The sequence below is a fragment of the Streptomyces sp. NPDC057287 genome (genome assembly GCF_042667905.1).
Classification (GTDB): Bacteria; Actinomycetota; Actinomycetes; order Streptomycetales; family Streptomycetaceae; genus Streptomyces.
The window spans coordinates 150,468-171,969 of the sequence record NZ_JBHUYV010000017.1; the positions used below are offsets into that span (position 1 = coordinate 150,468).

20 protein-coding genes, 1 tRNA gene and 1 pseudogene are annotated in these 21,502 nt (G+C 71.2%); 13 read left to right on the top strand and 9 right to left on the bottom strand.

From position 1 onward, the window contains the following. Nucleotides 1-135: 135 nt before the first annotated feature. The 4 genes from ACFUNE_RS28860 to ACFUNE_RS28875 form a co-directional block, all read right to left on the bottom strand. The gene (locus ACFUNE_RS28860) at nt 136-1,032 is read right to left on the bottom strand and encodes an RNA polymerase sigma-70 factor (RefSeq protein ID WP_383574070.1); all 897 of its coding nucleotides are present in this window, start codon (nt 1,030-1,032) and stop codon (nt 136-138) included. A gap of 273 nt (nt 1,033-1,305) precedes the next feature. Next, nucleotides 1,306-1,779, bottom strand: coding sequence for a carboxymuconolactone decarboxylase family protein (locus tag ACFUNE_RS28865; RefSeq protein WP_383574072.1), 474 nt, complete (start codon nt 1,777-1,779; stop codon nt 1,306-1,308). Nucleotides 1,780-2,068: 289 nt separating this feature from the next. Then, the gene (locus ACFUNE_RS28870) at nt 2,069-2,806 is read right to left on the bottom strand and encodes an SDR family oxidoreductase (RefSeq protein ID WP_383574074.1); all 738 of its coding nucleotides are present in this window, start codon (nt 2,804-2,806) and stop codon (nt 2,069-2,071) included. Between the two features lie 338 nt (nt 2,807-3,144). After that, entirely contained in the window at nt 3,145-3,888 is a 744-nt protein-coding gene (locus ACFUNE_RS28875; protein WP_383574076.1) for a LamG-like jellyroll fold domain-containing protein, read from the bottom strand. A gap of 356 nt (nt 3,889-4,244) precedes the next feature. Here ACFUNE_RS28875 and ACFUNE_RS28880 point away from each other — a divergent pair, with 356 nt between their 5' ends. Continuing rightward, a complete protein-coding gene (locus tag ACFUNE_RS28880; RefSeq protein WP_383574078.1) occupies nt 4,245-4,745 on the top strand; it encodes a cupin domain-containing protein in 501 nt (166 codons plus the stop codon). Nucleotides 4,746-4,922: 177 nt separating this feature from the next. After that, nucleotides 4,923-5,366 (top strand): SRPBCC family protein, encoded by a 444-nt coding sequence (locus ACFUNE_RS28885; RefSeq protein WP_383574080.1) that lies wholly within the window; start codon nt 4,923-4,925, stop codon nt 5,364-5,366. A gap of 111 nt (nt 5,367-5,477) precedes the next feature. On the opposite strand, the gene ACFUNE_RS28890 is transcribed toward ACFUNE_RS28885, so the two are convergent. Next, on the bottom strand, nt 5,478-5,861 hold the full coding sequence (locus ACFUNE_RS28890) for a hypothetical protein (RefSeq protein ID WP_383574082.1): 384 nt from the start codon (nt 5,859-5,861) through the stop codon (nt 5,478-5,480). 212 nt (nt 5,862-6,073) lie between these two features. On the opposite strand from ACFUNE_RS28890, the gene ACFUNE_RS28895 reads away from it, so the two are divergent. From ACFUNE_RS28895 to ACFUNE_RS28925, 7 genes and pseudogenes are all read left to right on the top strand, one after another. Beyond that, nucleotides 6,074-7,870 carry an ABC transporter ATP-binding protein gene (locus ACFUNE_RS28895; protein ID WP_383574084.1) on the top strand — a complete coding sequence of 599 codons (1,797 nt, stop codon included), beginning with the start codon at nt 6,074-6,076 and terminating at the stop codon, nt 7,868-7,870. 242 nt (nt 7,871-8,112) lie between these two features. Next, nucleotides 8,113-8,892 (top strand): hypothetical protein, encoded by a 780-nt coding sequence (locus ACFUNE_RS28900; protein ID WP_383574086.1) that lies wholly within the window; start codon nt 8,113-8,115, stop codon nt 8,890-8,892. Nucleotides 8,893-9,253: 361 nt separating this feature from the next. After that, nucleotides 9,254-11,326 (top strand): ATP-binding protein, encoded by a 2,073-nt coding sequence (locus ACFUNE_RS28905; protein WP_383574088.1) that lies wholly within the window; start codon nt 9,254-9,256, stop codon nt 11,324-11,326. Between the two features lie 7 nt (nt 11,327-11,333). Next, complete coding sequence (locus tag ACFUNE_RS28910) at nt 11,334-11,768, top strand: roadblock/LC7 domain-containing protein (RefSeq protein WP_383574090.1); 435 nt, start codon at nt 11,334-11,336, stop codon at nt 11,766-11,768. 2 nt (nt 11,769-11,770) lie between these two features. Then, nucleotides 11,771-12,142: a DUF742 domain-containing protein gene (locus tag ACFUNE_RS28915; RefSeq protein WP_383574146.1), complete on the top strand. Its 372-nt coding sequence runs from the start codon at nt 11,771-11,773 to the stop codon at nt 12,140-12,142. Beyond that, entirely contained in the window at nt 12,120-12,740 is a 621-nt protein-coding gene (locus ACFUNE_RS28920; RefSeq protein WP_383574092.1) for an ATP/GTP-binding protein, read from the top strand. The genes ACFUNE_RS28915 and ACFUNE_RS28920 overlap by 23 nt, the downstream gene beginning before the upstream one ends. 66 nt (nt 12,741-12,806) lie before the next feature. Then, nucleotides 12,807-12,935, top strand: a pseudogene (locus ACFUNE_RS28925) (GAF domain-containing protein); the annotation flags it as partial. 57 nt (nt 12,936-12,992) lie between these two features. Here the strand turns inward: ACFUNE_RS28925 and ACFUNE_RS28930 are convergent. The 3 genes from ACFUNE_RS28930 to ACFUNE_RS28940 all read right to left on the bottom strand — a co-directional run bounded on the left by ACFUNE_RS28930 (nt 12,993) and on the right by ACFUNE_RS28940 (nt 17,893). After that, a complete protein-coding gene (locus ACFUNE_RS28930; RefSeq protein WP_383574094.1) occupies nt 12,993-16,091 on the bottom strand; it encodes a ThuA domain-containing protein in 3,099 nt (1,032 codons plus the stop codon). Nucleotides 16,092-16,256: 165 nt separating this feature from the next. Continuing rightward, nucleotides 16,257-17,156 (bottom strand): transketolase family protein, encoded by a 900-nt coding sequence (locus ACFUNE_RS28935; RefSeq protein WP_383574096.1) that lies wholly within the window; start codon nt 17,154-17,156, stop codon nt 16,257-16,259. Nucleotides 17,157-17,191: 35 nt separating this feature from the next. Continuing rightward, on the bottom strand, nt 17,192-17,893 hold the full coding sequence (locus ACFUNE_RS28940; RefSeq protein ID WP_383574098.1) for a transketolase: 702 nt from the start codon (nt 17,891-17,893) through the stop codon (nt 17,192-17,194). A 129-nt stretch (nt 17,894-18,022) separates the two neighbouring features. Between ACFUNE_RS28940 and ACFUNE_RS28945 the strand changes: the two genes are divergently transcribed. After that, nucleotides 18,023-18,096, top strand: a tRNA-Pro gene (locus ACFUNE_RS28945). A 195-nt stretch (nt 18,097-18,291) separates the two neighbouring features. On the opposite strand, the gene ACFUNE_RS28950 is transcribed toward ACFUNE_RS28945, so the two are convergent. Continuing rightward, a complete protein-coding gene (locus ACFUNE_RS28950) occupies nt 18,292-19,347 on the bottom strand; it encodes a hypothetical protein (RefSeq protein ID WP_383574100.1) in 1,056 nt (351 codons plus the stop codon). Between the two features lie 159 nt (nt 19,348-19,506). Here ACFUNE_RS28950 and ACFUNE_RS28955 point away from each other — a divergent pair, with 159 nt between their 5' ends. The 3 genes from ACFUNE_RS28955 (at nt 19,507) to ACFUNE_RS28965 (ending at nt 21,484) form a co-directional block, all read left to right on the top strand. Continuing rightward, entirely contained in the window at nt 19,507-20,520 is a 1,014-nt protein-coding gene (locus tag ACFUNE_RS28955; protein ID WP_383574102.1) for a LuxR family transcriptional regulator, read from the top strand. Nucleotides 20,521-20,722: 202 nt separating this feature from the next. Next, a complete protein-coding gene (locus tag ACFUNE_RS28960; protein ID WP_383574148.1) occupies nt 20,723-21,163 on the top strand; it encodes a DUF6325 family protein in 441 nt (146 codons plus the stop codon). 24 nt (nt 21,164-21,187) lie between these two features. After that, entirely contained in the window at nt 21,188-21,484 is a 297-nt protein-coding gene (locus ACFUNE_RS28965) for an SHOCT domain-containing protein (protein ID WP_383574104.1), read from the top strand. Nucleotides 21,485-21,502: the final 18 nt, after the last annotated feature.

Sequence of the window (21,502 nt, forward strand, 5' to 3'; positions counted from 1 at the left end):
CGACGACCTCCGCCAGGTGCTCGGCCGTGACCTCACCGATGAGGAGTACCAAGGGCTGCCCGGCGAACCGCCGGAGGAGTCCTGCCCCGCCCGAGGGGGCGCGGACCGGGTGGTTCGCCGCCGCGGCGGCTCGTCTCACCCGTCCAGGGCATTCACGTACGGAGCCAGCTTGGCGGGGTTCATCACCCACATGAGGTGTTCGATGCCGCGTGCCGAGGCATCGACGGACAGGAGTGCCACGGCCTCGCCGCCGGCCGAGACGAGGAGGGCCGGCCTTCCGTTGGCCTCGACCCGTCGGATCTCCGTCCCGGGCCAGAAGCGCGGGGCGAAGGCGACGAGGTACTTGGAGACCTGCGGCCGCCCGACCACCGGGATCCTGGATGCTCCGCGCACCCCTCCGCCGTCGGAGTGGCTGACGACGTCCGCCGTGAGTACGTCCTCCAGCGCCGACAGACTTCCCGTCCGTGCCGCGGTGAGGAAGACCTCCAGCAGTCGCCGGTGGGCGTCGGAGCTGACGGGCTCCCTGCGTTCCGCGGACAGGTGCTTCCGGGCGCGGCTCACCAGCTGGCGCGTGTTGGGCTCATTCGTCTCCAGAATGTCGGCGATGCGCCTGTACGGGTAGTCGAAGGCTTCCCGCAGCACGTAGGCGGCCCGTTCCACGGGGGTCAGCTTCTCCAGGAGGAAGAGCACGGCCAGGTCGAGCGCCTCTGCCCGTTCCGCGCCCAGCTGCGGATCCGCGCGGGTGTCGACGGGTTCGGGAAGCCAGGGGCCGGTGTACGACTCATGGCGCACTCTGGCCGACCGGGCAAGGTTGATCGCCAGACGGGTTGTCACCGTGGCCAGGAACGCCGCCGGTTCGCGGATGCCCGAGCGGTCGGCCCTCTGCCACCGCAGCCATGCTTCCTGGACGATGTCCTCGGCCTCCACGGCGCTGCCGAGCACGCGGTACGCGATGCCGAAGAGCTGGGGCCGCGCTCCCATGAAATCCCGCGTAGCCCGGTCGAGGGAGTCCGGGTCGTCCGCGGCACGCATATGTGTCCTCCAGCTCTGGGCCATCAGGCTACAAGCCGTAGCCGCGGGATGCGCGCAGCGATGTCGGAGCCGGATCCGGGTGACATCCGCACGCGGCCGGAGCGGCGGTTCGCGCCCTCACCCGGCCCTGCGTCCGGCCCCCTGTCCCGCCGCCTTCCCGCCCTGCGGCAGGAAGGCGGTCCCGCGCCCGGAGGGGTGCGCGGTGCCGGCCCTCCGCCTCCCACGCCACCTGCGAGGGGGAGGAGAGGCCACCGGCCGGGTGAGCGGCGCAGGTCAGCCGAACTGGCCGGGCTGGTAGTCCCCGGCGGGCTGCTGATTGATGACGTTGATGCGGTTGTAGGCGTTGATGACGGCGATGAGGGAGATCAGTGCCACCAACTGGTCCTCGTCGAAGTGCTCGGCCGCGTTCGACCAGGCTTCATCGGAGACACCACCTGCGGCGTCGGCGATCCGGGTGGCCTGCTCCGCGATCTCCAGGGCGGCGCGCTCGGCGTCGGTGAACACCGTGGCCTCGCGCCAGGCCGCGACGAGGTTGAGGCGCTGCACGGTTTCCCCCGCGTGGGCGGCGTCCTTGGTGTGCATGTCGGTGCAGAAGCCGCAGCCGTTGATCTGGCTGGCGCGGATCTTCACCAGTTCCTGGGTCGACACCGGAAGCGTCGAGTCCGCGACCGCCTTGTTCGCCGAGTTGATGTGCTTCAGCACCTTGCCCGCGAGGGGGTGGCCGAAGTAGTCGAGACGTGATTCCACGGGGGTCTCCTAGCCGTGTTGCGGATACACACGTCTGACCGGGACGACCGTGGAAATGTGACAGCGGGCGGTGCGTGACGTGCGTCTCATCGCGTGGCGAGCGCTCAGCGACGCCACGGCGGCCCACCGGGGTGCGAGGACGGCGGGCCCGAGGGGCGCGCGAGGGCCGGACCAGGAGCCCACGGGAGGAAGAGGAGGTGGGGGCAGGCAGGCCGATCGTCTCAGCCGGGCGGCCGCGCGCGAGTGCCGTCGGGAACGGCCGGCGCGGCCGCCGGTGGAGTCGCCCTCGTCAGTGTGACGCAAGCCAGTCCGCGTAACGAGTGGGGGCGAGTGAGGCGTCGGCCTTGCCCGTGAGGACGTCCCCGCGGACGACGGCGAACATACCTGCGGATTCGTCCGTGGTGACGGTACGGCTGTCGGAACGGGCCGTGAGAGTGATTCTGCCCAGTTCGTCCAGGGGGAAGACCTCGGGCCCCGCGATGTTGTGGATCCCCTGCAGAGGGTCCCCGGCGGCGACCGCGGCGACCGCGTCGGCGACCTCCTGGGCGGCGATGGGCTGGATGGGGGTGGTGGGCAGCCGGACGGTGTCGGCGTCGGCGGTCCAGCTCATGACCGCGTCGACGAACTCCATGAACTGTGTGGCGCGCACGACGGAGTACGGGATCGGTCCCGCGGCGAGAATCTCCTCCTGGAGGGCTTTGGCGCGGTAGTAGTCCAGCTCGGGCACCTGGTCCACGCCGACGATCGACAGCACGACGAAGTGACGGACGCCGGCCTTCCGCCCGGCCTCCAGCAGGTTCTCCGTCGACTGCCGGAAGAAGGCCGGAGCCGCGTCGTCGAAGGTCGGGGAGTTCGTCAGGTCGATGATGGTGTCCGCCCCGGCAGTGGCCCTCTCCAGGCCTTCGCCGGTGATGACGTCCACGCCCGTCGACTTCGAGACGGGCACAGCCTCGTGCCCGGCGCCGTTCAGCTTCTCCACGACCTTCGAGCCGATCAGCCCGGTACCACCGACCACCGCGAATCTCATGACAGGCCCTTTCGCCGGGGATCTCTGTTCCTGTTGCAGATCACCGGCCCACTCAAACACGCACATCCCGGCACCGCACACGCTCTCTCCGCGAGGGCTTCTCGTCGGCGGACAGCCGCCCGCCGTCCGGTGCGCCTCCACCGCGTCGGCGGCGAGCCAGGGTCCGTGAGCCACCGGTGGTGGGGACCGCGGACCGCGGGCGGGTCCGCCGGAGGCGGTCTCGTCACCCGGGAGGGCCACTGCCATGGGTGCCTGCTCCGGCGCCCGCGGTTCCGGCGCCCGCGGTTCCGGCGAACGGCCCGTTCGGGGACGCGGTCGCGCCCGGGCCACGTCAGCGGTCAGTCCGCGGTCATGGCCGCGTGGTGTTCCGCGAGGCGAGCCTCGGTCAATTCCCTGGGGTAGACGGCGACTTTGCCGATCCCGCCGAGGAAGAAGGACCGCAGCGCCGCGCTCCCGATCCGCAGGGGCGAAGTGGTGTTGCCCGGAACGATGCTGTAGTCGGCCAGTGCGTCGCTGTCCCGCAGCCGGCCGTCCCGGTAGATCTTGGTGCGACCCGGAGGCCGGGCCGGGCCGTCCGGTGCGGTGGTGATGACGAGCGCGTAGTGGATCCACTCGCCGGGCCGGAGCGGATCCTGGAAGTACGAGCCCGCACCCAGCCCGCCCGGAGGGTTGAAGGCGTAGCCCGAGACCCGGTTGACGCGGCCCTCCGTGTTGTCGGCCGAGTAGATCCGCGCGACCCATTCGCACTGGTTGACGGTGGCGTAGGTGAGCTTGCCGAGCCAGTGGACGTAACCGGATCCCTCTGTGCGGGGGAAGACCAGCACGTCCGGGCGCAGCCACGCCTCGATGGTCAGGGCTCCGGTGGTGGAGACGGACAGGGCGTCGCTGTCGGGCACTTCGACGTACTGGTCACCGGTGCCGTCGAACAGGGTGGCCGGGTCGCCGTTGGGCAGGTGCGTGTGACCGGGGGAGCCGTGGAAGGCCGCGGTCGGTCCACCCGGGGACACCTCGGTGCCGGCTCCGCCGAGTCTCAGGAAGAGCACCGGGTCGTCCGAAAGGATCATCTGGTCGTAGCTGCTCACTTGCGCCCTCCTTGCGGCTGGTCGCGCCGATGCTCGGCCCGGTGCGGCCGTCCTCCACGGTGTGGCAGGCGGCGGGGCGTGAAACGCGGCGGGCGAACCGTCTCACCCTAGAAGGGGGCGAGCGCTGAGGTAACGGCGCTCGGACAGGTGCTACGGGGCCGGGGAGGTGCGCCGGAGTACGTGTCCGCGGGGGCGCGCCGGAGTGCTGTGCCCGTGTTCGCGGGGACCAGTGGCAGCGCGTGCGTGCGGCGGCATGACGCGCCCCTGGACACCTCCTGGACGCGCCCGATTGGCCCAAGGTCCAGGCGCCCAAATGGCTCCCGTCGCTGGGCCCATGTGGGCATAGAGTCGTGTTCATGACGGAGAACACGATTGCCTCGCCCCTTCCGGTGCTCACCCGCCACGCCGATGCCGAGACCACCGTCGATCCGAGCAGTGTGATGCGTCTGCTCGGCGAGGGCCGTCACGCCGACGGAGGTTTCACCAGCTACCGGTCCACCTTCGCCGAAGGGGCGGCGGGTGCACCTGCCCACTTCCACACCAAGGCCACCGAACTCTTCTTCGTTGTGGGGGGAGCCCTTCGCGTGCTCGTCGGCGACGAGGTGACGGTGCTGCGGGACGGCGACTTCCTGGCGGTGCCGCCGCACACCCCGCATGCCTTCGCCGCCGCCCCCGGCTCCACCGCCGACGTGCTGTTCGTCTTCGACCGTCACATGGACCGCTTCGAGTACCTGCGTCTGCTCGGAAGGGTCGTGCGAGGAGAGGCGGACCCGAAGGAGATCGCCGAGTCGGCTCAGCGCTTCGACAACCACTACGTGGAGAGTGCCGTCTGGAGCGCCGCGCTGAAGGCGTCGTGAGCGCTCGGGGCACCGGGCCGGTGTGAGGCGGCGCACCGGGCCGGGGGCAGAGCGACGGTGGGCATCGCGGGGGCCGGCCGGTACGACCGCGAAGGCATACGGAGATGCGTGCGCTGCCGACTACCGGGTACTCGGCAGCGCAAGGCGTTACCGAGCGAAAAAGAAGGGGTTGTTCTCATGTCCGCCTCCCTCGTCGAAACTGTCGATATCAAGGCGCCGGTCAGCGTCACCTGGGCGCTGTGGAGCGATGTGACGCAGTGGCCGAAGTTCCTGAGCCACGTACGACGCGTCGATCCGATGGACGAGGTCCGGTTCTCCTGGCAGCTGTCCCTGCCTGGCGCGGACAAGAGCTTCGTCGCGGAGCTCACCGAGGTCGTCCCGGAGGACCGGATCGCCTGGAAGACCATCGAGGGCGTGCACCATGCGGGTGTGGTCACCTTCCACCGGCTCGACGACACCTCCAGCCGGGTGGCCCTGCAGATCGAGTACGACCCCAGCGGATTCGTCGAGCGCCTGGGAGCCCTCACCAACCTCGACTCGGCGCTCGCCAACTACGACCTGGGCGAGTTCCAGAAGCTGGCCGAATCCACCGCCGTGGGCGACGGTCCCCGGGGTCTGTGACCACGGCCCGTTCAGCGGGGGCGTCGACCGCCCCCTGCAGACGTGACCGCCCGTGCGCCCCTCCGGGGTGCGCGCGGGCGGTCACGTCTGTCGCCGGGCCGCGCGGAGGGATCAGCGTCGTGACGGCGTGGAGGAATCGGGCCGACGAGTGACCTGTGCGCCGACGTCCGCGCGCCGCTCGTGCGGTGTCTCGTCCTCCGGCGCGGGCGCCGCCCCCGGCTCGTGCGCCGTCCCGGACTGTCCTGCGCCTGCCGTCTCGGCCTCTCGTCGCGTATCGGACTCGCCTGCCGCCGCGGACGCGCGCCGCCTCTCGGACTCGCGTGCCGCCGCGGACTCCCGCGCGGTGCGCAGTGGTGACTGGGTCCACTCGGCGAACCACCAGACACCGGCGACCACGCACGCCCACAGGAGCCCGCGCAGGACCGCGCTCGACCACGGTGCCTGCTCCGCCCACCGCTCCACGGCAGTCAGTGCCACCCAGCCGCTGAGAAGCACGGTCAGAACTCGTACACGCCTATACCTGAACATCTCGGCCCGGTACCCGGTCGGCGGGGGATTACGCAGCGTGATCCCGAATAAATCGGCGTGCCGCATCGAAGACCCCGCTCGCGCGAAGTGGAGGGGAACGGATCGGTGCTCGTCGGACTTCCGTCTCTCCCCGTGGAAGGGGGGTTGTCGGCAGCGGCGTGAGCGGGTGGGATGACCTCATGGAGAAAGCGCTTTCATCGCTCGGCACCGAACACCCGGCGCCCTTCGACCACCTCGATCACCGCTACCGCGGCGAGAACCCGGTCCGCACCCTCGGCCATCTCTTCCGCCCCGACCGCGGCCGACTCGCCCTGGCGGTGGCCATCTTCGTCGTGAAGCACAGCCCCATCTGGCTGCTGCCGCTGATCACCGCCACCGTCCTCGACGTGGTCGTCCAGCACGGCCCCGAGTCGGGCATCTGGAGGTCCGCCGGCGTCCTCCTGTTCATCCTCGTGATCAACTACCCGCTCCACCAGTGGTACGTGCGGTTCCTGGGCGGCAGCATCCGCCGCATGGGCACGACCCTGCGCTCGGCGCTCTGCCGCCGCATGCAGCAACTCTCCATCGGCTACCACGCACGGGTCAGTTCCAGCGTGCTCCAGGCCAAAGTGGTCCGCGACGTCGAAGCCGTTGAGCAGATGGTCCAGCAGAGCTCCGACATGGGACTCGGCGCGGTCGTCACACTCGTCGGCGGGCTCGTCGTCATCGGCGTACGCGTGCCCGAGTTCCTGCCCGTCTTCCTCGTCGTGGTCCCCGCATCCGGCATCCTCGTGATGAAGCTGCGGAGCCGACTGCGCAGCCACAACGAGTCCTTCCGCCGCGAGGTCGAACAACTCTCCTCCCGTGTAGGGGAGATGACGACCCTCATCCCTATCACCCGCGCCCACGGACTGGAGCGGACCGCGCTCGGCAGGGTCGACGGATCGCTCCGCCAGGTGTTCGCGGCCGGGCTGCGCCTGGACATGGTCAACGGCCGGTTCGGGTCGCTCGCCTGGGTCATCCTCAACACGCTCGGAGTTCTGTGCCTCACGGGCTCGGCGCTGGTCGCCTACCACGGCTGGATGCCGGTCACCGCGGGCGACGTGGTGATGCTCAGCGCCTTCTTCACCGTGCTGACCGGATCCGTGACGACGCTGCTGGGCCTGGCCCCCGTCCTCACCAAGGGACTGGAATCGGTACGGTCGGCGGGCGAGGTGCTCCAGGCGCCCGACCTGGAGAACAACGCCGGCAAGGCGCGGGTCGAGAGCGTCGTCGGCCGCATCGACTTCGAGGACGTCGGGTTCGCCTACGAGGACGGGAAGCCGGCGGTCGAGGGGTTCACCCTCTCCGCGCGGCCGGGGGAGACCATCGCGCTCGTCGGGGCCTCGGGCGCGGGCAAGTCCACGGTGCTGAACCTGCTCATCGGGTTCATCAGGCCCACCTCTGGCCGCATCCTGCTCGACGGCACCGACATGGCGGGACTCGATCTGCGGTCCTACCGGCGCTTCCTGTCGGTGGTGCCCCAGGAGTCGATCCTCTTCGAGGGCAGTATCCGCGAGAACGTCACGTACGGCATGGCGGACACGGACGAGGACACGCTGATGAGCGCCCTCCGCGACGCCAACGCCCTGGAATTCGTCAACGGCCTTCCGCACGGCCTGGACACGGTCATCGGGGAGCGGGGCGCACGGCTGTCGGGTGGTCAGAAGCAGCGTCTCGCCATCGCCCGGGCGCTGATCCGTGACCCGAGGGTGCTGGTGCTCGACGAGGCCACCTCCGCGCTCGACAACCGTTCCGAGGCCCTGGTGCAGGAGGCGCTCACCCGGCTCGTGCACGGCAGGACCGTCTTCGTCGTCGCCCACCGGCTCTCCACGATCCAGGGGGCCGACCGCATCGTGGCGATGAAGGGCGGCCGGATCGCCGAGGTGGGGACGCACGAGGAGCTCCTGAGCACGGACGGTGTGTACGCGGGGCTCCAGCCCGCCCACCCGAGCTGAGACACGGATACCCCGCCAGGGACGGACACCCCCGGACCGGTGGCCGAGGGGACGCCCGACGCGGAGGGGGACGACCGGGGCGGTTGCTCCCCGGTCGTCACACCGGTCGCGAGTGGGGAGCAGCGGCTGGGCCCCGGTCTCCGGGGGCGGGAGGCGCAGGCGACGGACGCAGCCACGGGCTGACCGGCTCCGCTCCGGCACGAGTCCTGGACCCGCCGGTGTACCTCTGGTTGGCTTTGCGCATGACCAAGCACCCCGGGTTCGGCGCCCTGCTGGCACGGCTGCTGAACCACAGGGAGCTCGGTACCGAGGCGTTGGCCGAGCGGGCCGGGACGGCTGAGAGCGAGATCCGGCAGGTGCTCGCCGGGAAGGCCCCCGAGGTGGAGCTGCTCCGGTGGCTCGCGCCCGCGGTGGGTCTCCAGGTCCTCGATCTGTTCGTCCTCGCGGGTGCGGCGGTCCCGGACGATGTGGCGCCGGTGGACGCCGCTGCCCAGGAGTGGGTGTGGCACCTGGTGGCCGACGGGGTGCACCTCCCGGCCGCGGGACGGCGGGAACTCCTGGGGCTCGTCCGCTCACTGCCCGAGGCGGAACCGTCATCCCCCTTCGCCCCGAAGCTGCTTGCGGACCCCGCCGACGGTCCGGGCGCCTGGATCATCCGCATGCTCCAGTACCGCAACCTGAGCCGGACAGGCATGGCGCACACGCTGGCGGTCGTGACCCCCACCTATCTGTCGGCTGCGACCTACGGCGCGATCGGCGCCGGCCGCAAGGTGCTGACACCTCGCCTGGTGACGGACTTCGCCGGCCTGCTGGGCATGGACCCCGGTGCACTCGCCGCGCTGACGGGCGTCATCCTGCCCGGTGCGCCCCGCCCTCCTGCTCCCGAGACGCGGGACGCCGCGGCACTTCTGTGGGAGGCGCGCCGTCTGTCCGCTGCCCAGGCCCGCCACGTCGCCGGACTGGCGCGCTCGATGCGCGGGGACTCCGGCGACGGCTACCACTTGAACCTGCCTGCTTCCTGACGCCCGCGGTCGCTCACGCGTCACGGCGTGGTGGCCGCCCACCCCAGGAGTCCCCGAGGGCCCTCCGCCGGAGGGGGCGCGATACGTACACCCGGTCGGTACCAGGATCTCCGTACGAAGTGGGCAGCTCTTGGATTCGGCTGCCCGTGCGACGCGTCATACCAGAGCGGGACGCCCGGCGGGCAACTTCGACAACTGCACGTCGAGCGCGGACGATTGGCGACTACCGTGTGTGGCCGGTGATCAACGGTGGGCTCATATCGGTCGAGCCCGCCCCGACCGTTGACCCGTGCCTGACCGACCACCGTAGGTGTCACCACACGAATGCCGATTCCTGGTGCCCCACGTACCGAGGACGATGATGTCTCAACTTCGCGCACCCACCGCGCGACCGGAACGCCGCGAAGGCGGGCGGCACGGCCGTCCGGGTGGCCGTTCGCACTCGGCCGCGAACCGGCCGCGCGCCGCGCAGCCCGCCCCCGACACCCGTGTCCGACCACAGCTGCTGCGAACCGCCCTCCTGCCGACCGTGGCCGCCGTACTCAGCGGGGCCGCAGCCGTCATCTTCACCATCCGGTCCTCAGGGGTGCGCCCCTCCGGCAGCCTCCTGGCCGCGCTCGGCGGATCCGGGGCGCTGGCCGTGGCAGCCGTGGCGGCGGCCCTCCTCGGCGCCAACCGCGTCGCCGCCGGGGTCCTCGACCGGTGTCTGGCGCTACGACGCACCGGCGCCCAGCACCAGGCCGAGCTGCAGCGCGTCGTGGAACAGCTCCGCGACGGCGAACCCCTGCCGGCCCGCCGGGCCACACCCGCCGCAGCCCCCGGCGCGGATGCCTTCGACCTCCTCGCCCAGGAGATGGGCCGCGCACAGGATGACGCGGTGGCGGCCGTCGTCCAGGCTTCACAGCTCTTCCGGGGCAACGGCAACGAACAGAAGGTCGAGGTCTTCGTCAACCTCGCCCGCCGGTTGCAGTCCCTCGTGCACCGCGAGATCCAGATCCTCGACGAACTGGAGCACGAGGTCGAGGACCCCGACCTGCTCAAGGGCCTCTTCCATGTCGACCATCTCGCCACCCGCATCCGCAGGCACGCCGAGAACCTCGCCGTGCTCGGCGGTGCCGTCTCACGGCGGCAGTGGAGCAATCCCGTCACCATGACGGAGGTGCTCCGCTCGGCGATCGCCGAGGTCGAGCAGTACCCACGGGTCAAACTGGTCCCGCCGATCGACGGCACCCTGCGCGGACACGCGGTCGCCGACGTGATCCATCTGCTCGCCGAACTCGTCGAGAACGCCACGGTGTTCTCCGCTCCGCACACCCAGGTCCTGCTGCGCGCCCAGCGCGTCACCGCCGGACTCGCCCTGGAGGTGGAGGACCGGGGGCTCGGCATGCCCGGCCCCGAGCAGAAGCGGATGAACGCCCTGCTCGCCGACCCCGACCAGGTCAACGTCGCGCATCTGCTGCAGGACGGGCGGATCGGACTGTTCGTGGTCGCCTCTCTGGCCCGCAGGCACGGTATCGCCGTACGGCTGCAGAGCAACATCTACGGGGGCACGCAGGCGGTACTCGTGCTGCCCGAGGTCCTCCTGGGCATCGACATCGATGCCAGTACGGCTCCCGATGCCATCACGGCTCCCGATGCGGCACCGGTCCCGCCCGCGGGCCCCGTGCACCGCCCGCCCGCCCACGACACACCGCCGGCGGTCCCGCAGCAAGGGGGGCAGCCCCCGCTGCGGCTGGACCAGCGGCCCGCGCAGGACCGACGTCAAGGGGAGGGACCTCCGCTTCCGTTGCGAGCGGAACGGGTCGACCGCCCGAACCTCGCCGCGTCCTCGCCGGTCGTCCGGCCCGTCGGGACGGCCGATCCCGCAGGGGCCACCGGGCCCGCCGAGACCCCCGTTCCCGTCCCGTCCTCCGATTCTCCCGATCCCTTCCCGCTGTCCGGCCATGTCCCGTCGTCCGGGTCCGCTTCCCCCGCAGGGTTCGTCGAGCACGGGCGGCCCGCCACGGCCGCGGGTGCTCCAGTCGAAGCGCCCCCCGCCGCCGTGGCCGGCCCCAGCCGGCCACAGCTTCCCAGGCGCAGCAACCAGGAGCATCTGGTTCCGCAGCTCAGGGAGGCTCCGGCCCCGCGCGCCGAGGACGAGAACGCCCTGCACGACCCCGGCCTGATGGCGGCCTTCCGCCGCGGAGTCGACCTCGCCGAGGCCCAGACCGCCGAGGAGGCGGCATCCGAGGACACCTATGGCTCCCCGGGTTCGCCTCCTGCCACCGGAGGCCCCGTCATGGGCGTGGGGGCACAGCGGTCCCACGCCCTCGCCCCACTGCCCTTCCGCACCCCCACAGCCGCGACTGTCCCCGCGGAGCGGGCGGCTCCCGGGCACCGGGGGCCGCAGGCGTCCGAACCGGATCCACGAACCGAGAACATGTTCAAGGAGTAGATGCACCATGACGACAGAAATGCCGTCCGGTCAGGTCTCGGACCTCGACTGGCTGCTGAGCGGCCTCGTCCAACGCGTTCCTCACACACGCAGTGCGGTCCTCCTCTCGGCGGACGGCCTGGTGAAATCCGTGCACGGCATGGACTCCGACAGCGCCGACCACATGGCGGCCCTGGCCGCCGGCCTGTACTCACTCGGCCGGAGCGCGGGCGCCCGGTTCGGCGACAACGGGGACGTGCGGCAGGTCGTGGTCGAGCTCGACTCGACGCTCCTGTTCGTCTCGACCGCGGGGGCAGGGACCTGTCTCGCCGTTCTCGCGGGCCGTGAGGCGGATGCCGCGGTGCTGGGCTACGAGATGGCCATGCTGGTCAAGAGTGTCCGTCCCTACCTGATGACGCCGCTCCGGCAGCCGGCCGGAGCACCGTTCACTCCGGGGCTGTGAGGATGCCGGCCCCGCAGGACGGGCCGTTGCTCGACGACGCGGCAGGCCGGCTCATCCGCCCTTACACCGTGAGCAACGGCCGGACGAGGCCGACCACCGTGCTCGACCTGCTCTCCCTGGTGATGGCCACGGGGAGCCGGCCCCAGTTCCATCTCGGCCCCGAGCACACCGTTGCCCTGGAGCTCTGCGGGGGTCCCACGTCCGTGGCCGAGATCGCCGCCCATCTCCGGCTGCCCGCGGTCATCACCAAGGTGCTCCTCTCCGACCTCGTCGACTGCGGGGCGGTCACCGCGCACGCCCCCGCGTTCCATGACATGCCAACCGACCGATCTCTGCTGGAGGCAGTGCTCGATGGTCTACGACGACAGCTCTGACAGCTCCGGAAGCTCCGGTCATTTCCCGGTCGCCCTCAAAATTCTTGTCGCGGGAGGGTTCGGCGTCGGCAAAACGACGTTCGTGGGCGCCGTCAGCGAGATCGCGCCGCTGAGCACCGAGGAGCTCCTGACACAGGTCAGCGCGGCGACCGACAGCCTCGAGGGCATCGAATCCAAGTCGGCGACCACCGTGGCCATGGACTTCGGCCGGATCACGCTGTCCGAACAGCATGTGCTCTACCTCTTCGGCACCCCGGGCCAGGAGCGGTTCTGGTTCATGTGGGACGAGCTGTCCAAGGGTGCCCTGGGAGCGGTCGTCATCGCCGACACACGCCGGCTGGCCGAGTGCTTCGCCGCCGTCGACTTCTTCGAGCGGCGCGGCATCGGATTCATCGTCGCCGTCAACGAGTTCGACGGCGCCTATCGCTACGAACCCGAAGAGGTGCGGGCGGCCCTCGACCTGGGGCCCGACGTGCCCGTCGTCCTCTGCGACGCCAGGATCGCGAGCTCGGGGACCGGGGCGCTGGTCACCCTCATCCAGCACCTGCTCAACGCCACGGCACCGGCACCGCTCTCGGGTTTCGGAGCCCGCCCGTGATTCCGTGCGGGACGGGACGGCCGCCTGTGCTGACCCCGGTCGACCGGGACGGATCACGCAGGAGCGCCCGGCTTCGCAGACTCGGGCAATCCGGTGATCGACGACATAGGCATCCGCTCCTACCTCGGTGCCCCGCTCATCGACCGTACGGGCGTCGCGCTCGGCACGGTCTGCGCCGTGGACACCGTGCCGCGCCTCTGACGGCGGTGGCACTCGGGATGGTTCGCGGGCACCACTCCTCGGCGGCGCCCGTCACCGCGCGCCGGTGTTCCCGGCGCCCGGTCCGTGGAAGCGCAGCCAGTCCACCGTGAACAGGTCCGGCCCCTCGCTGTTCCAGGCCGAGTTGGTGAACACCACGTACAGCCGCGCACTGTCGCCGGGGTCGTCCAGTGCGGCCGTCGGTGACACGGCTCCGTTGCCCGCAGCGGGGACGGGCAGCGAGCCGAGCAGGGGGCCGTCGGGGGAGCCGGCCCGGAACTCGATCGTCCCGCCGAGTCCGCACGGCGTCGCACCGACCGTCACCGACCGGATGCCGCCCAGGTGCAACGGGTCGAAGGCGATCCAGTCGCCGTCCTCGATCTCCGTCAGGGCCCTGCCGCCCGATGCCCTCGCGCGGCTACCGGTGACGGCTCCGCCATGGGTGCCCCCGGTCGTCGTGAACAGCTCCGCCTCCTGGACGGCCGTACGGACGGTGAGGGAGGCGGAGCCGGTCAGTTCCGGGGCGTTCGGGGCGCCTCGGTCCGTGTACTGCACCGTGAGCCGTCGGAGGCCGGACGGGGAGGCGACGCCGGCCTCCGTGGTGAGGGAACCCCGGCACTCCGGTGAGCCGGCGAGGGGGCGCAGCGGTTCCGGGCGTCCGGCCCCGGAGCGTACGAGGATCCTGGAGCACTCGATCGGAGCGGTCGCCCCGTCCTCTTCGTCCGTCACGCTCACCGTGAAGGCGAGTGCGTCGCCGGGGACGAACACCGCGCCGTCCGGCAGCCGGTGGACGGCGACCCGGGGCCGGGTGTTGCCGACCGTGATTTCCTGGCCCGCCATCGCCGTCGTGCCCTCGGGCCCGGTCACCGTGAGGCGCGCCGTGAACTGCCCCTGGGCGCGGTAGGTGTACGTGGGGTCCGCCTCGGTCGAGTCGGTATCGCCGTCACCGTCGAAGTCCCAGGCATACGTGACCGGAGCGCTGCCGGTGCGTCCGGGCCCGCCCCCCTCGAAGGCCACGGTGAGAGGGGCGGAGCCGTTGTCGCGGTCCACGGTGATGTCCGCGCCGGGCAGCCGGCCGTCATCGACGTGGTCGATGCGGAAGACCCCCGCGCCTTCGCTGCCACCGTCGTGCCCCGTTCCGCTGCCGAGTCCCGAGTCGACGACGTACAGCGCACCGTCCGGGCCGAAGACGGCGGCCGTCGGCCGGTGCCACTCCATGTCTTCGAAGAGACCCTCGACGGCGAGGAGTTCACCGGGCTTCACCGATCCCGGGCGCGGACCGGAGGACGTCCGGCCCTCCCGGTGGAACGCGTGCGTGGTGAAGCGCCGGCCAAAGGGGTCGTACGTCAGCCACTTGCCGTCGAAGTACTCGGGGAACTTGGTGCGGTAGAGGTTATCCGGGGCGTAGTCGTAGACGGAACCGGCTGTCCGACCGGCGGCGCTTCGGCCGGCCCCGCCTTGGCCGTCCTCGCCCTGGCCGTCCCCGCCCCGGCCTTCCTCGCCCTGGTCGGCGCCCCGGTCCGCGCTGCTCCGGCCGGGAGCCGGCGCGCCGTTGCCGGGGGAACAGTCAGCGGCTCCGCGGGACATGCCGCCGGAGCAGTACGGTCCGCCCACCTGCCCCGCCCCGGTGACCCGGACGTATTCCACCGCGCCGTCGGGGGCGGTGCCGACGGCCAGCAGGGTGCCGCTCACCGGGTCCACCGTCATGCGGAAGGGGGTGCGCATGCCCGTCGCGTAGATCTCGCGACGGGTTCCGGGCGTGCCCACTCGCGAGAGGTTGCCCTCGGGCACGCTGTAGGTGCCGTCGTCCTGCGGGGCGATACGCAGAATCGAGCCCCGCAGATCGTCCGGGGTCTCCGGAGCGCGGGGGAGCGGGTCGCCGCCCGTCGCCACGTACAGACGGCCTTCCCGGTCGAAGACGAGAGACCCGGCCGGGGGAGGCTCCCCGCCGGCCGTGGGCCGCCGGCCGGGGAGGACGAGAAGACGCTTCTCCGACGCGGGGTCGACCGTGTCCCCGTCGGAGGTGAAACGGGAGAGGACCAGCCTCCTTCCCGACGTGTCGGAACGCAGCAGGTACAGCCAGGCGTTCTCCGCGAAGTCCGGATCCAGGACAAGGCCGATCAGCCCGTCCGAGCGGGCGGCCGTCTCCGGCGTGTACGCGAGATCGAGAGCCGTGGAGACCCTCATCGACCGCTGGTCGACAACCTTGAGCTCGCCGGTGCGCTGGGCGACGAACACCCGCCGGTCGGGAGTGATCGCCACGTCCACCGGATCGACGAGACCACCGGACACGAGCGGTGTCCGCTGGAAGGAACCGGCCCGGGTCGCAGTGCAGTCACCCGGCTCCGCGCCGGCGGCCCATTCGATGCCGCCCAGCAGATGGGCGAGGAAGGTGTCCTCCAGGAAGGCCGAGGGCGCGTGGCCGCCCGCGGTGAACCACGAACGGCCGCCGTCGTAGTTCTGGCACCACGACCAGGGATGGTCCACGCCCCCGTCGAGGCCCGCGATGCCGTCACGCACCCTGACCCGGGCAAGGGTGTGCACCGTGGAGGCGGGACCGGTGCGCCAGTTGGGCCACTCCTCCGTGCGCTCCCAGAGGTCGGGAAGCGCCGCCGTCGAGGGATGCGCGTGGTCGAGGACCTCGATGCGTCCGCCCTGCACGGGCGTGCCCCGGTCCGGGGCGGCGCCGACCAGTCCCTCGTACCAGTCCCAGCCCGTGCCCGCGGAGGCGTCGTGCAGGCCGACCCAGCCGCCACCCGCCCGCACGTACCTCTGCAGAGCGGCACGCCCGCGTTCGTCCGGGGCGCCGGCCCTGCCCGGCGCGGCGGCGGTGTTGTTGAAGACGACCGCGTGGAACCGTGCGAGATCGGTGTCGTTGAATACAGCTGGATCGTCCGTCGCCTCGACCCCGAATCCGTTCCGGACCCCGAGCCCCCTCACCGCCTCGACACCGGCGCGGACCGTGTCCTGGGACGCGTGCGCCGCCCCGGAGTACACCAGCACCCGGAACGGGACCGCAGGGCCCCTCGGGAACGAGGCGGCAGACACCGAGCCGGTGATCAGCGCCAGGACGGCGAGGAGGGACATGAGGGCGATCGACGCCGGGGAGGGGACCGGCGACGTGGGATCGCTGGACAACGGGTGGCTGCTCATGAGGGCGCTCCCGGTGCGGTGGGGCCGGGCGGGGGAAAGCGCTTTCTGAGGTGCGTGCTTCAGAGTAGGTTCACGGCATTTCCGGGTCAATGGCACCAGTGGGGCCGCCCGGGCCCCGCAGGTGCCGGAGGCGGGGCCCGCCTCCGGACGGACCGCGGCGGCACCTCAGCGGTGCAGGAATCCGGTGATCCGCCGGCGCAGCGCCCGCCTGTCGAGGCCATGGGCGACGAGGTGCTCCGCCATCTGCCCGTATCTGCGCAGCTCACCCCGCCCCACCCCCAGCCCGAGCACCCGGTGCGGCAGCTCGGCCAAGGCGTCGTTGGCGGCCGTCGTGGACGTCCCGGCCAGGTAGGGCTCGACGATCACGACGTCCGCCGCGGTGCCCCCGCCGACCGCACTGCGGAGCCCCGCCGCGTCGAAGGGGCGCACGGTCGTCGCGTACAGCACCGTCGTGTCCAGACCGTCGGTCGCCGCGAGGACGTCGTCGAGCATCGGCCCCACGGCGATCACCACCCCGCCCGTTCCCTGCCTCACGGTGCTGAAGCCGGGGGCCGCGACCGGGCGGCCCACGCTGTTCGACTGGAGGGAGAGCCGTACATAGACACGGCCGTCCCCCACGACGGCCCGCCGCAGCAGCGCCTCGGCCTCGTCGGGGTGGCCCGGCACATGCACCGTCCAGTCGTCGAGTGTGTCGAGGAGAGCGACGTCGCCCGGTGCCATATGGGTGAAGCCTCCGGCCGGCCAGTCGTACGAAGCCCCTGCGCTGACGAGCACCCCGCCGACGCCCTGGTGTCCCAGGTCCAGCTTCACCTGCTCGAACGGGCGCTCCACGAGGAAGCTCGCGAAGGTGTGCATGATCGGCCGCATCCCCGTCAGGGCCATCCCGGCGCCCGCGCCGATGAGGAGCTGCTCCCTGATCCCGACGTTGACCACCCGGTCCGGGTGGGTCTGCTCGGCGCGCTCGAAGCCGTCGCGGCTGATCTCGGCGAGCACCACGGCGAGGCGCGGGTCCTCGTCCAGCAGCCGGGTGGTGGTGGCGATGAAGCGGTCACGCATGGTGTCCATGGAAATGTCCTCCGTCGTCCTGGGGGTGCGGCCGGTCAGCGCTTGGGTGCCACGCGGGCGATCACGGCGTGCGGGCGGCCGGGGTGCGGTGCGGTGAAGGCGGCGTACAGCGCCTCGTGGTCCCGGCCGTCCACGGTCCGCGCGGACCATCCGGCGGCCTCGAACCGGGCCGCGATCCCGCCCGGCCTGGAGTACGTCGCCGAGGTGTTGTCGATCACCACGGTGTGCAGCTGATCGAGCCCGGCCGGGCCCGCGTAGGCGATCGCCTCGTGGTTGCTGCCCTCGTCCAGCTCGGCGTCGCCGGTCAGCACCCACACGCGGGGGTCCGTGAGCCCCTGGGCCCGCAGTCCCAGCACGTTGCCCACGGCGAGCGGGAGGCCGTGCCCGAGCGACCCGCTACTGATCTCCGCGCCGGGGACCAGCAGCCGGTCGGGATGGTGCCCGAGTGGTGAGTCGTACGAACCGAAGCCGGCGAGCAGCTCCTCGTCGAAGAAGCCGCGTGCGGCGAGCACGGCGTAGTAGGCCATGGGGCCGTGCCCCTTGGAGAGCAGGAAGCGGTCACGGGCGGGGGAGTCGACCGTGCCGGGCGAGATCCGCAGCACCCGGTCGTACAGCACCCAGAGGGCGTCCAGGGTCGAGGTCGCGGCCGGACCGTGCTTCTCGTCACCGGTCATGAGACTCATGAGCCGGTCGAGCTCGTCGTAGCCGTACAACGGAAGGGAAGTGGTCTGCGTCATGCGGCTCAGCTTCCGACCTCGACCAAGGTTGAGGTCAAGCCCCTGGAATCGGGTTCGTGAGCACCGGTGCAAGTGCGGTATTGTTCTCATGCGCGTTCGGCCAGGGGAAACCCCAGGTCAGACGGACAGCGGGACGTGGCGCAGCTTGGTAGCGCACTTGACTGGGGGTCAAGGGGTCGCAGGTTCAAATCCTGTCGTCCCGACTCGAGAGAGTCGCAGGTCAGGGCCGGTTTCGGAGACATCCGAACCGGCCCTTGACAGTTCCTGGACAGTTGGCAATCAGCGCGCTCGGCCGGCGTCGGCGGGTGAGCGCGATCGGGCCCGGCAGGGGACGTTGCGCGCGTCGCACGCCGAGGTGCGCGGAAAGCGCTGCGCCGGCAGTCGTGATCTTGTGTTCGTCAACTGTCCAGGACGGCTTCGCCGCCGTGATCACACCGCCACCTGTAGATCGTCACATCGGCGTCAGGCGGAGAACCCCACGCCAAGCTCTCGCGGGCAGACCCGGCCTCTGGTGTGCCTGCCGCCCGACCTCCTCGCCGTGAGACGCTCCGGCCGGCCGGAGCGTCCCGAGTGCCGGACCCCTTGACGACGAGCTGGTCGGCGGCGGCGGACGTCTCCGGGGCGGCACCCGTAGCACCGGCGGCCGCCGTGGCGGCGTCCGTGGCGCCGAACGTCTTGATGTCGCTGTACTGCAGGACGGGGAAGCCTGAGTGCCCGTCGATGTACACCTGCTGCTTCACCGGCTGCCCGTCGAGCGGGCTGATGCCGGTGACGGTGATCTGCCGGGTCAGTACGCCGGTTCCGTGCGGGAGGATCGTGACGCCCTCGGCCGTTCCGGTGAGCTGCTTCCCGCCCGGCTTCTCACCCTTGGCCGGGGCGCGCAGCAGGCCGCCGGCCAGCTGGGTGGAGACGGCGCTGACGGCGCGCTCGATCGCGGTCCTCTCGGAGACCTCCGGTGTCACCGTGTCGAGCTTCAGCTCGGTGAAATAGCTGCCGGAGGTGCCGGTGACGGTGCGCTTGCCGTCCTTCTTGGTCATCCGGACCAGGTACTGGCCGCCCAGGACCGCGACCCCCTTGTACTTCTGCTGGAGGCGGACCGTCTCCCTGCCGCCCCCCTCGGCCGTCGTCCCGGCCGATGCCAGGTCCTTCGCCGAGGTGTCCGCGATGTGGTAGCGGCTCTTCTTCGACTTGAGATGACCGCGGGCGGCGTCCGCCGCGGTGCCGGTGGCGGTGGCTTCCTCGTTCAGTCCGGTGACGAGCGACGGGGTCTCGGTCCCCGCGTCCGCCGTCGCCTCGGACGCGGCGGACACGGTGGCGGCGTCCGCGTGCGCGGACGGTATTGCCGTGACCAACAGGCCCGCGGCGGCCAGCACCGCGGCTATGCCCCGGCCGGTGAGCGTGCTGCCCGCCCCCTGCCCTGCTCTGGCTGATCTCTTGCGTGCTGAACTCCGCACGGTGCCCCTCCGGTGCCCCTCCGGTGCCATGGCTGCGTGGACGAATATCGGATGCCGACATGCAAGTGCCGGAACAGGGCTGTGAACAATGTGTTCCGGGCGTGCACTTGTGGACGACCTCACTTGTGTGGCCTGCGTTGACAGGTGAGAATTCCGCCGGTGGGGCTGACTGGGTGGGATACGCAATGGCAGGCGCTCGGGTTCGGTGCGGACCAACTCCGGGTGTACGAGGCGCTGCTCGACCTGACCGGGCACAGGTCCAGAACCGCCCTCGCCCAGTCCCTGGGGTTGACCACGCGCCGGGTCGCGAACGCGCTCGATCACCTGGCCGAGTACGGCTTCACGCACCCGGCCCGAGGTGCGGCAGCGCTCCCCGTCGCCGTCGCTCCCTCCACCGCGCTGCGCAGTCTGATCCACTTGAGACAGGCCGAACTCCTGCACAGATCTGCCGAGTTGGAGGAGCTGACCGGATCTGTCGACCGGATCGCGGCCCAGCTGCTGAGCTCTGTGAACACCCCCCGCGCCGTCGGCATCGAGACGGTCCGTGGTGGTGCGGCGATCGCCGCACGGGTGGCCTCGCTGCTGGTGTCGGCGAGTGAGGAAGTGGCGCTTCTGGACCGGCCGCCCTACGCGGCCAGCCAGCCGGACGGGATGCCCGCGCCCCTCGACGTGGCCGAACCGGTCCGGCGCGGGGTACGGGTGCGCGTCGCCGTGGACCGCGAGGGGCTGAGCTTCCACGGGCGCGCCCGTGGGCTGGGCGATCTGGCCGTGCAGGGTGTTCGGATACGGGTGGGAACGGATCTGCCCACCAAAATGATCACGGTGGACCGGCGGGTCACCCTCCTGCCGCCGACCGACGCGGCGGACCCGACGGCCTCGGCCCTGGTGGTGAGCGACTCACTCCTGAGCAACGCGTTGGTGCCGCTGTTCGAGTCGGTCTGGGAGCGGGCCGTCCCCATCGGGGCCGTCACGCCCGACCGGATCACGGACGAGGACCGGGAACTGCTGACCCTTCTCGCCTCAGGTCTGAAGGACGAGGCGATGGCCCGGCGCCTCGACATCCACGTGCACACGGTCCGTCGCCGGATCACCCGCCTGATGCAGGCCCTGAACGCGGAGACCCGGTTCCAGGCCGGGGTGCAGGCGGCGCTGCGGGGCTGGCTGACCGTGTGAGGGGGGCCGGATCAGGAACGTGACCGTCCGGTGGATGCCGATCAGCTCGTCAGCTGCCCGACGTGAAGGACCGGTCCCGGCCGCTCGACGCCGTCTGTGAGGGGACGGCGGCAGGCCGGCGGTGCGTTGGCGGTGCACCTCCCGGATTGCGGATCTATGCTGATGTCCGTCCGTTTTGTTCGATATGGGAGGTGGCTTGCTCGTGCTCAGTGGCCTTGATGTCGATGCCATCGGTCCGGTCGATGTCGCAGTAGTCACCTTCGAAGGCAACCGGTTCAACGGAGACATCGCGCCGGCGCTGCGTGAGCTGCAGAACAACGGCACCGTGCGCATCCTCGACATGAGTTTCGTCAGGAAGTCGGGCGACGGTTCCGTCGACATCATCGAGCTCGGCGACGAGCGGGTGGCGGACGGGTTCCAGCAGGTCGCGCAGGTCCAGTTCGATCTGCTCAGCGACGAGGATCTGCGCACCGTCGCGGACGGTCTTCCGGTGGAGTCCTCGGCACTGGTTGTGGCCTGGGAGAACACCTGGGCCGCGCGTCTTGCGACTGCCTTGCGGGAATCACGGGGCGAAATGGCGCTCCTCGAACGCATCCCCAGGGACGCTGTTGTCGCGGCGGCCGCCGCGCTCGACGCCGGATGACCGAAAGACGTGGAAGGGATCGGCATGCCTCGACGATTCGGAAGGCCGGGCCTGCTGGGGACGATCGCGCGCACAGCGGTCATCTCCGGGACGGCCACCGCTGTGTCCAACCGCGTGGAACGGCGCGACGAGCGCAGGCAGGCGCAGGACCAGCAGCAGGGGTGGGCGAGCCCGGCGGCGACGCAGCCGGCGCCCCCGCCCGCCGCCGCTCCGTCCACGGACCGCGTCTCCCGGCTCACGGCGCTCGCCGACCTCAAGGCCCAGGGGCTGCTGACGGAAGAGGAGTTCGCCGCGGAGAAGGCCAGGGTCCTGAACTCCTGATGTGGCCGCTGCGCCGGC

Coding starts and splice junctions, on each gene's coding strand:
- ACFUNE_RS28860 (WP_383574070.1), bottom strand. CDS start 1,032: ATGCGTGCCGCGGACGACCCGGACTCCCTCGACCGGGCTACGCGGGAT.
- ACFUNE_RS28935 (WP_383574096.1), bottom strand. CDS start 17,156: ATGGACACCATGCGTGACCGCTTCATCGCCACCACCACCCGGCTGCTG.
- ACFUNE_RS28940 (WP_383574098.1), bottom strand. CDS start 17,893: ATGACGCAGACCACTTCCCTTCCGTTGTACGGCTACGACGAGCTCGAC.
- ACFUNE_RS28870 (WP_383574074.1), bottom strand. CDS start 2,806: ATGAGATTCGCGGTGGTCGGTGGTACCGGGCTGATCGGCTCGAAGGTC.
- ACFUNE_RS28880 (WP_383574078.1), top strand. CDS start 4,245: ATGACGGAGAACACGATTGCCTCGCCCCTTCCGGTGCTCACCCGCCAC.
- ACFUNE_RS28915 (WP_383574146.1), top strand. CDS start 11,771: ATGCCGGCCCCGCAGGACGGGCCGTTGCTCGACGACGCGGCAGGCCGG.
- ACFUNE_RS28900 (WP_383574086.1), top strand. CDS start 8,113: ATGACCAAGCACCCCGGGTTCGGCGCCCTGCTGGCACGGCTGCTGAAC.
- ACFUNE_RS28920 (WP_383574092.1), top strand. CDS start 12,120: ATGGTCTACGACGACAGCTCTGACAGCTCCGGAAGCTCCGGTCATTTC.
- ACFUNE_RS28905 (WP_383574088.1), top strand. CDS start 9,254: ATGTCTCAACTTCGCGCACCCACCGCGCGACCGGAACGCCGCGAAGGC.
- ACFUNE_RS28930 (WP_383574094.1), bottom strand. CDS start 16,091: ATGAGCAGCCACCCGTTGTCCAGCGATCCCACGTCGCCGGTCCCCTCC.
- ACFUNE_RS28910 (WP_383574090.1), top strand. CDS start 11,334: ATGACGACAGAAATGCCGTCCGGTCAGGTCTCGGACCTCGACTGGCTG.
- ACFUNE_RS28895 (WP_383574084.1), top strand. CDS start 6,074: ATGGAGAAAGCGCTTTCATCGCTCGGCACCGAACACCCGGCGCCCTTC.
- ACFUNE_RS28965 (WP_383574104.1), top strand. CDS start 21,188: ATGCCTCGACGATTCGGAAGGCCGGGCCTGCTGGGGACGATCGCGCGC.
- ACFUNE_RS28885 (WP_383574080.1), top strand. CDS start 4,923: ATGTCCGCCTCCCTCGTCGAAACTGTCGATATCAAGGCGCCGGTCAGC.